The sequence below is a fragment of the Streptomyces sp. TRM64462 genome (assembly GCF_013362995.1).
Classification (GTDB): domain Bacteria; phylum Actinomycetota; class Actinomycetes; order Streptomycetales; family Streptomycetaceae; genus Streptomyces.
Map to the genome: position 1 here is coordinate 1 of NZ_JABWDV010000323.1, position 8,279 is coordinate 8,279.

General features: G+C 76.3%; 5 protein-coding genes and 1 pseudogene. 5 read left to right on the forward strand and 1 reads right to left on the reverse strand.

All coding sequences use genetic code 11. From position 1 onward, the window contains the following. Nucleotides 1-314 (forward strand): annotated as a pseudogene (locus tag HTZ82_RS16040) (hypothetical protein); the annotation flags it as partial. A 231-nt stretch (nucleotides 315-545) separates the two neighbouring features. Then, nucleotides 546-4,193, forward strand: coding sequence for a BTAD domain-containing putative transcriptional regulator (locus tag HTZ82_RS16045; protein ID WP_309235512.1), 3,648 nt, complete (start codon nucleotides 546-548; stop codon nucleotides 4,191-4,193). Nucleotides 4,194-4,382: 189 nt separating this feature from the next. Here HTZ82_RS16045 and HTZ82_RS16055 read toward each other — a convergent pair whose 3' ends face one another. Then, nucleotides 4,383-5,927 (reverse strand): FAD-dependent oxidoreductase, encoded by a 1,545-nt coding sequence (locus tag HTZ82_RS16055; protein WP_175410065.1) that lies wholly within the window; start codon nucleotides 5,925-5,927, stop codon nucleotides 4,383-4,385. A gap of 112 nt (nucleotides 5,928-6,039) precedes the next feature. On the opposite strand from HTZ82_RS16055, the gene HTZ82_RS16060 reads away from it, so the two are divergent. The 3 genes from HTZ82_RS16060 to HTZ82_RS16070 all read left to right on the forward strand — a co-directional run. Then, nucleotides 6,040-6,276: a DUF6480 family protein gene (locus tag HTZ82_RS16060; RefSeq protein ID WP_175410066.1), complete on the forward strand. Its 237-nt coding sequence runs from the start codon at nucleotides 6,040-6,042 to the stop codon at nucleotides 6,274-6,276. Nucleotides 6,277-6,339: 63 nt separating this feature from the next. Continuing rightward, on the forward strand, nucleotides 6,340-7,314 hold the full coding sequence (locus HTZ82_RS16065) for an oxygenase MpaB family protein (RefSeq protein ID WP_175410067.1): 975 nt from the start codon (nucleotides 6,340-6,342) through the stop codon (nucleotides 7,312-7,314). Continuing rightward, nucleotides 7,296-8,279, forward strand: a 984-nt coding sequence (locus HTZ82_RS16070; protein ID WP_175410068.1) for a serine/threonine-protein kinase, incomplete at its 3' end; no start/stop codon positions are given. The genes HTZ82_RS16065 and HTZ82_RS16070, both read left to right, overlap by 19 nt.

Sequence of the window (8,279 nt, forward strand, 5' to 3'; positions counted from 1 at the left end):
TCACCCTCCGCAACGCCACCCCCCTCACCGCCCTCACCGTCGAACTCCGCGTGACCCAGACCGGCGGCGTGGCCGACACCGGCAACTGGCGCTCCCTGCCCGAGGACGACTTCACCGTCTCCGTACGCGAACGGTCCGGCGCACTCGTCTACACCTGGACCCTCCGCCCCGGCCGCACCGTCCCCGCCGGCCGGCACATCTTCGCCGCCCAGTACAACCACGCGGAAGGCGGCCGCAACGCCACCACCGACCGCTTCACCATCACCACCACATCAACAACCGGCACCAAGGCCACAGTCAACGGCACCTTCTGACCCAGGACCCAGCCCCGCCCGCCCCGCACGCCCGCCGGGTCACGCTTCGCGGTCCGGTCGCGTCCGCTGTGGGCATGCGTTCCTCCCCCAAGGACTTCGTCCAGGGGGGACCCCCAGGGCGGAACGGGTGGGCACAGCGGACCCACGCGCGTGCAGCCGCCCGACCACCCCAGCCCCCGACGGCCCGTAATCCCGAGGCCGCGCCACCCCCCGCTCGGGCAGAATGCCCCGGTGACACCCCGCTACCGCATCCTCGGCCCCACCCGAGCCCTCCGCCCCGACGGCACCGAGGCGCCACTCGCCGGGGCCCGGCGACTGCGGGCGCTGCTCACCGCCCTGGCGGCAGCGGCCGGACGCCCCGTCCCCGGCCCATACCTGGCCGCCCAGGTATGGCACGACACACCGCCCGCCGACGAGCACGGCGCCCTCCAGGCACTCGTGGGCCGCCTCCGCCGCACCCTCGGCGGCGCCGACACGGTGAAGCTCACCCCCGGCGGCTACCACCTGCACCTCCCCGCCGGCCCCGACGACATCGACCTGCACCTCTTCGAACGCCTCACCACCGAAGGCTCCACCGCGCTCGCCGCCGCCGACCCGGCCGCCGCCGCCCGCCTCCTCGACCAGGCCCTCGCCCTCTGGCACGGCCCCGCCCTGGCCGACCTGCCCGGCCGGGACGACGACCCCCTCGCCGTACGGGCCGGACGCCGCCACACCGAAGCCCGCCGCGACCGCCTCGCCGCCGACGTCGCGCTCGGCCGCGCGGAGCAGGCCCTGACCGGCCTCGCCGAGCTGACCGCCGCGCACCCGCTGGACGAGCCGCTCGCCGCCCTGCGGATCCGGGCGCTCCACACGGCGGGCCGGACGGCGCAGGCCCTGGACGCGTACGAGCGGGTACGCAGCCACCTCGCCGACCAGCTCGGCACCGACCCGGGCCCGGAGCTCCGCGCCCTCCACACCACCCTCCTCACCCCCGCGCCACCCGCGCCGGCCGCGCCCCCCGCGCCGCACCCCACCACCCCCGCACCCACCGTCGGAGGCAACCTCCGTGCCCGGCTCACGTCCTTCGTCGGACGGGACGACGAGCTCGGGCGCCTCACGGGCGACCTCACCCGGCAGCGGCTGACGACCCTCATCGGCCCGGGCGGCGTCGGCAAGACCCGCCTCGCCGTCGAAGCGGCGGCGCAGGCCGCGGCGGACGCCGCCACCCGCGCCCCGGAGCGCTGGCCCGACGGCGTATGGCTCGCCGAACTCGCCCCCGTGCGCGACGCGTCCGACGTCCCCGAAGCCGTCCTCACCACCCTCGCCGGCCGCGAGACCATCCGCTGGTCCGCCGACCGGCCGGGCCCCGCGGGCCCCCTCGACCCGCTCGACAAGGTCGTGGAGCACTGCGCCCGCCGCCGGCTCCTCCTCGTCCTCGACAACTGCGAGCACGTCGCCGGCGCCGCGGCCGCCCTCGCGGAGGCCCTGCTCACCGCCTGCCCCGGCGTCACCGTCCTCGCCACCGGCCGCGAGCCCCTCGCGGTGCCCGGCGAGACCGTACGCCCCGTCGAGCCACTCCCCGCCGACGCCGCCCTCCGCCTCCTCGCCGACCGCGGCGCCGCCGCCCGCCCCGGCTTCACCCCGGACGACGACCCCGACGCCTGCGCCGAGATCTGCCGCCGCCTCGACGGCCTGCCCCTCGCCGTCGAACTCGCCGCGGCCCGCCTCCGCGCCCTCACCCCCCGCCAGATCGCCGCACGCCTCGACGACCGCTTCCGGCTCCTCACCGGCGGCGCCCGCACCGCCCTGCCCCGCCAGCAGACCCTCCGCGCCGTCGTCGACTGGTCCTGGCACCTCCTCGACGAACCCGAGCGCACCGTCCTGCGCCGCCTGTCCGTCTTCTCCGGCGGCTGCGCCCTCGCCCAGGCCGAGACGGTCTGCGACGCCGCCACCACCCCGTCCGGCCCCACCCCGACCACACCCACCACCCCAACCACCCCCACCACCCTCGAATCCCTCACCTCCCTCGTCGACAAGTCCCTCGTCGTCGCCACCCCCGACCCCGCGAGCGGCGGCATGCGCTACCGCCTCCTGGAGACCGTCTCCGAGTACGCCGCCGAACGCCTCGCCGAAGCCGGGGAGCGGGACACCGTCCGCCGCCGGCACCTCACCGCCTTCCGGGAGCTCGCCCGCGTCGGCGGCCAGGAGCTGCGGGGCCCCCGCCAGGCCCACTGGCTGCGCGTCCTGGAGGCTGAGCACGACAACGTACGGGCCGCACTGCGCACCGCCGTCGACACCGCCGAGGAGCAGGAGGGCCTCTGCCTCGTCCTGTCGATGAGCTGGTTCTGGCAGCTCCGCGGCCACCTGTCCGACGCCCGCGCCTGGACCGCCGCCGTCGCCGCCCTCGGCCCCGACCCGTTCCTGCCGCCCGTGGCGCCCGTCGTCCCGCTCACCGAGCCCGCCACGGCCGCCCCGCCGCCCTGGCCCGACGACCAGCTGTGGGAGGCCAGACGCGGGGCACGGCTCATCCTCATCGCCACGGACGGCCACCACTGCACCACGGCGATGGACGCACCCGAGACCCGCGCCTACCTGCGGGCGATCGTCGACGCCTACGGCCACGGCCACCCCCAGAACAGCCGCCAGCCCGGCGCCATGTGGTTCTTCGTCCGCCTCATGACCGGCGACCTGCCCACCTACCGGGCCGCCGTCGACGCCTGCGTCGACTGCTGCCGCGCACACGGCGACGCCGGCGAGCTCGGCTTCGCCCTCCTCATGCGGTCCAAACTGCTGCACGGCGGCCCGGCCGACGCCGAGGAGGCCCTCGCCCTCCTCACGGAGGCCGGCGACCCTGGCGGCACCGCCGAGGCGCTCTCGGCACGCGGCGAGGCGTACGAGAGGGCCGGCAGGTACGCGGAGGCCGCCCGCGACTTCCGGCTGGCCATGGACAGCGCCGAGCGGATCGGCGCCCCGACCCAGCTCACCGTCTTCCAGGCCAGACTCGCCGCCGTACGGCTCCGCACCGCGACCGGCCCCGCCGAGCGCGCCCGCGCCGAGCGGCTCCTGCTCGACGCCGCCCAGGCGGCCGCCGAGCACAACGCCGAGGCCATCAGCACCGCCCGGCTCCTCCTCGCCCAGCACTACGGCGACACCGGCCGCACCCGGCTCGCGCGCGCCCAGATCGACACCATCGAGAACGAGTTCCGGCCCGGCACCACCGAGATGTTCGCCGACTTCACCACGGGCCTGCGGGCCTGGCTCGACTGCCTCGACGGCGACCACGCCGCTGCCCTCGGCCGCGTCGCCCAGGCCGTCGGGCACCTGGAGACCACGGCCCACCTGGTCGCCCCGCACCTCGTCATCGGCCAGTTCCCGACCGCCGCGCTCGCCCTGGCCCGCCTCGGCGACCCGCACACCGCGGCGCGGCTCCTCGGCGCGTACGACCGGCACGCCCACGATCCCGAGGGCCCCGGCTTCCGCCACCTCGCCCCGGACGCCGAGCGCGACCTGCGCCGCGCCGCGGAGGAGGCGGTCGGCGCCGCCCTGGCCCCGGCCGCCCGGACCCGCGCCCACGCCGAGGGCGCGGCCCTCACACCCCGGGAAGCCGCCGCCCTGATCGTCCGGACCGCGGCCGGGAGGGGATGCGTTCCCCCTGACCGGCGACGACAATGGCCAGTGCCGGACGAACAAGGAGGCGGCATGAAAGCAGAGCCCGATTCGACCTCCCGACGGGGCGGCGTCACCCCGGACGCCCTCCTCCACAGCGGCGCCGAAGGCGAATTCACCGCGGAAGACCTGGTCCTCGCCTCCGGGCGTGACGTGAACCCCCAGAACATGGCCTGGGCCGAACGCAGGCTGGCCGAGAAGGGCAGGGCAGCCCTGGACGAACTCCTGCCCTGACCCCCGCCCCCGGCGGGCCGCGCGCCCCCCACCCCCAGGCGCCCGGCCCGCCCCACGCTTCGCGGTCCTGTCGCCCGTCCGCTGTGGGCATACGTTCCGCTAAGGGCGGAACGGGTGGGCACAGCGGACCCACCGGCGTGCAGCCGCCCTACCGACCCCAGCCCCCACGCACGGTCGGCGTTCGCGCGCTCACTCCCCGTCCTCCAGCTCCACCCGCTCCAGCCCCCACACCGCCGGCCCCTGCACCACCCGCCCGTCGACGCCGAACCGCGACCCGTGGCACGGGCACTCCCACGCGCGCTCCTCGTCGTTGAAATGCACCACGCACCCCCGGTGCGTACACCGCGCCGACACCCCGTGCAGCACCCCCTCCGCGTCCCGGTGCACCGCCACCCGCCGCCCCCCGACCCGGACGACCGCGCCCTGCCCGGGCGCCACGTCGTCCACGGAGTCGGCGTACGCGCCGGGCGCCAGGTCCGTGACGTAGTGCTTCGCCACCTGCGCCTGGAGCCGCAGCACCGCCGGCACCTCCCGCAGCGGATGCAGCCGCACCGGGTCGTACAGCGACGTCCAGGCCGGTTCCCGCCCCCGTATCCGGGCCGCCAGCAGCGCGCCCGCCATCACCCCGCCGCTCATGCCCCAGCCCGCGAAACCCGTCGCCACGTACGTGTGCCGGGCCCCCGGGTGCAGCCGCCCCACGTACGGCACCCGGTCCGGCGTCCAGTTGTCCTGGGTCGCCCACCGGTGGGTGAAGCCCATGTCCCCGAACCGCTCACGCGCCCAGCCCTCCAGCCGCGCGAACCGCTCGCCCACCTCGCCCTCGCGCCGCTCCGTCCCGGGCGGGAACTTCTCCCCGGTGACGATCAGCATGCGCCGCCCCTCCTCCCCGTACGGCGCCGTCCGCACCGACCGCGTCCCGCCCTCCGGCGTCAGGAACGCACCGCCCGGATCCCGCTCCGCCGGCACGGGCCCCGCCACCACCAGCTCCCGCACCGGCTCCATCCGCAGGAACAGCAGCGACCGGTCGAACACCGGGTAGTGCGTGGCCACCACCACGTCCCGCGCCACCACCGCGTACCCCCGCTCCGTGATCACCTCGCACGGCCGGCCCTCGCGCAGCTCCGTCACCCGGGTCCGCTCGTGGATCCGGCCGCCCAGCCGCTCCAGGTCCGCCGCCAGCGCCAGCAGGTACTTCCGCGGATGGAACTGCGCCTGGTCCTCCACCCGCACCGCGCCGGCCACCGGGAACGGCAGCGGCACCTCCGTCACGTACGACGCCGCGAGCCCCGCCGCCCTGGCCGCCTCCGCCTCGGCCTCCAGCTCACCGGCCCGCCCGGGGTCCTCCGTGTACGTGTACGCCGGGAGCCGCTCCAGGTCGCAGTCGACGCCCAGCTCCTCGCTCACCTCGGCGACGTGCTCCACAGCCTGCTGCTGCGACCGCGCGTAGAGCCGGGCCGCCCGCGCCCCGTGCACGGCGTGTATCTCCGCGTACACCAGGCCGTGCAGCGCCGACAGCTTGGCCGTGGTGTGCCCGGTCACGCCGGAGGCGATCCGGTCCGCCTCCAGCAGCACCACCGGATGCCCCGCACGGGCCAGCTCCCACGCCGTGCACAGGCCCGCCACACCCCCGCCCACGACCGCGACCTCCGTCTCGACGGACCCTTCGAGCGCCGGCCGTGCGGGCCCCGGCGCGTACTCCATCCACAGCGATCCGGTACGGGCGTCGAAGACCATGGGTCCACTCCTCGGGACACGTCGGGCCGCCACCGCACGGGTGCGGAGACGTCCGGTACCGGGGTACCCATCGCGGGGGATTGAACGCCCCGGGGATGCGCACTCGTACGCCATGACACACATCAGCCCCGACCCCGACCCCGCGAACACCCCCGGCCTGGACGCCGGAGGCGGCGTACCGCCCGGCGAGACCCCGCCGGGCGAGAGCAGCATGCCGGAGGCGGGCCCACGGGACATGGCCTACAACCCGCCGACCGGCTGGGCCAAGGGCCCGCTGGTCCTGATCTTCCTGATCGTGCTGCTGGTCGTCGTCGGCCTCGGCGCGATGGCGGTGCACGTCGTCCTCTGAGCCCGCGGAGTCCTCCGGACCGGACCCCTGACCTGGGCCGGCACCCGGCGGTACCGTCACACCATGGACACTCCGGGCACCACGCGCGGAACCGGCGGAACCGGCGGAACCGGCGGAACCGGCGGCCCCGGCGGCACGGCGGCACCCCGCGGCGACCCCGGCCTCTTCGGCCCCCGGTCGGTCACCTGGCACCTGCACAGCGACCCCATGATGTGGGTCGCCGGCGTACGCGCCCTGTACCTCCAGGCCCTGCACCCCGCCGCCGTACGCGGCGTCATGATCAACAGCACGTTCATGGACGACCCCTGGGGCCGCCTCAACCGCACCGCCGACTTCATCGGCACCCTCACCTACGGCACCACCGAGGCCGCCGAACGCGCCGGCGCGCGCGTACGCCGCGTCCACCGCCTCCTCGGCGTCGACGACCCCGCGCTGCTCCTCTGGGTGCACTGCGCCGAGGTCGACTCGTACCTCCACGTCCTGCGCCGCTCCGGACTGCCCGTCGACGACGCCCTCGCCGACCGCTACCTCACCGAACAGCGCACCTCCGCCCGCCTCGTCGGCCTCGACCCCGGCGAAGTCCCCGGCACGGCCGCCGAGCTCGCCGCGTACTTCACGGCCGTACGGCCCGTACTCGCCGCAGGCGACGACGCACGCGCCGTCGAGGCGTTCCTGCGCCGGCCGCCCGTCCCCGCCCCGCTCGTCCCGGCGCGTGCCCTGCTCTGGCGGCGCGTGGCCGGCCTCGCGTACCAGTCCCTGCCCCCGTACGCCCACGCCCTGTACGGCACTCCCGCGCCGCCCCCGGACACCGTCACACGCCGGCTCACCGCCACCGGTGGCCTGCTGCGCCGGGTGCCCGGCCGGCTCCGCTGGCAGCGGCCGCCCCGGCACATCCTGAAAGCCATGGCCAGACTCGGTCCCGACGCCCGGCCGGCCCCGTACAAACTCCGCAGACAGGGCGCCATACTGGACGGGCCGGGGAGGGCGGAGGAGCGGACCGACGGGGGCGACAGCACGCGATGGCGGACACCAGGCTGATCCACGGCCGCTACCGGCTGCTGGAGGTGATCGGGCGCGGCGGCATGGGCGAGGTGTGGCGGGCCACGGACGAGTCCCTCGGCCGCCGGGTCGCCGTCAAGTGCCTCAAGCCGCTGGGTCCGCGGCACGACCCGAACTTCGTCCGCGTGCTGCGTGAACGCTTCCGCCGCGAGGCCCGGGTGGCCGCCTCGCTCCAGCACCGGGGCGTCACCGTCGTCCACGACTTCGGCGAGTCGGACGGCACGCTCTTCCTCGTCATGGAGCTCCTCGAAGGCCGCAACCTCAGCCAGCTCCTGGAGGACAACAGGCACCACCCGCTGCCCGTGCACGACGTCGTCGACATCGCGGAGCAGGTCGCGGACGCCCTCGCGTACACGCACCGGCAGGGCATCGTGCACCGCGACCTGAAACCCGCCAACATCGTGCGGCTCTCCGACGGCGGCGTGAAGATCTGCGACTTCGGCATAGCGCGCCTCGGCGCCGACATCGGCTTCACCTCGCGGCTCACCGGCGGCGGCATCGCCATGGGAACGCCGCACTACATGTCGCCCGAGCAGATCAGCGGCGGCCACGTCGACCACCGCAGCGACCTGTACTCGCTGGGCTGCGTCCTGTACGAGATCGCCACCGGCGTCCCGCCGTTCGACCAGGACGACGCGTGGGCCGTCCTCGTCGGCCACCGGGACACGCCGCCGGAGCCGCCGCGCACGCACCGCGCCGAACTGCCCCCGCTCTTCGAGCGGATCGTCCTCGACCTGCTCGCCAAGGCCCCGGACGCCCGCCCCGCCGACGCCGGCGACCTGCGACGCCGCATCACCGGCGCCCGACGCGTCGTCATCCCCGCGGACCCGGGGCTCCGCGCGGACCCCGGCTTCCGCACCGCCGGCGGGGGTTACGGCGCCGCCCCCGCGCCCTTCCCTCCGGCGCCCGCCCACACGCCCGCGTCCCCGTCCGCCCCCGCGCCC

What these genes read in the sequence shown, in the direction of transcription:
- HTZ82_RS16060 (WP_175410066.1), top strand. Translation starts at nt 6,040, where the DNA reads ATGACACACATCAGCCCCGACCCCGACCCCGCGAACACCCCCGGCCTG.
- HTZ82_RS16055 (WP_175410065.1), bottom strand. Translation starts at nt 5,927, where the DNA reads ATGGTCTTCGACGCCCGTACCGGATCGCTGTGGATGGAGTACGCGCCG.
- HTZ82_RS16065 (WP_175410067.1), top strand. Translation starts at nt 6,340, where the DNA reads ATGGACACTCCGGGCACCACGCGCGGAACCGGCGGAACCGGCGGAACC.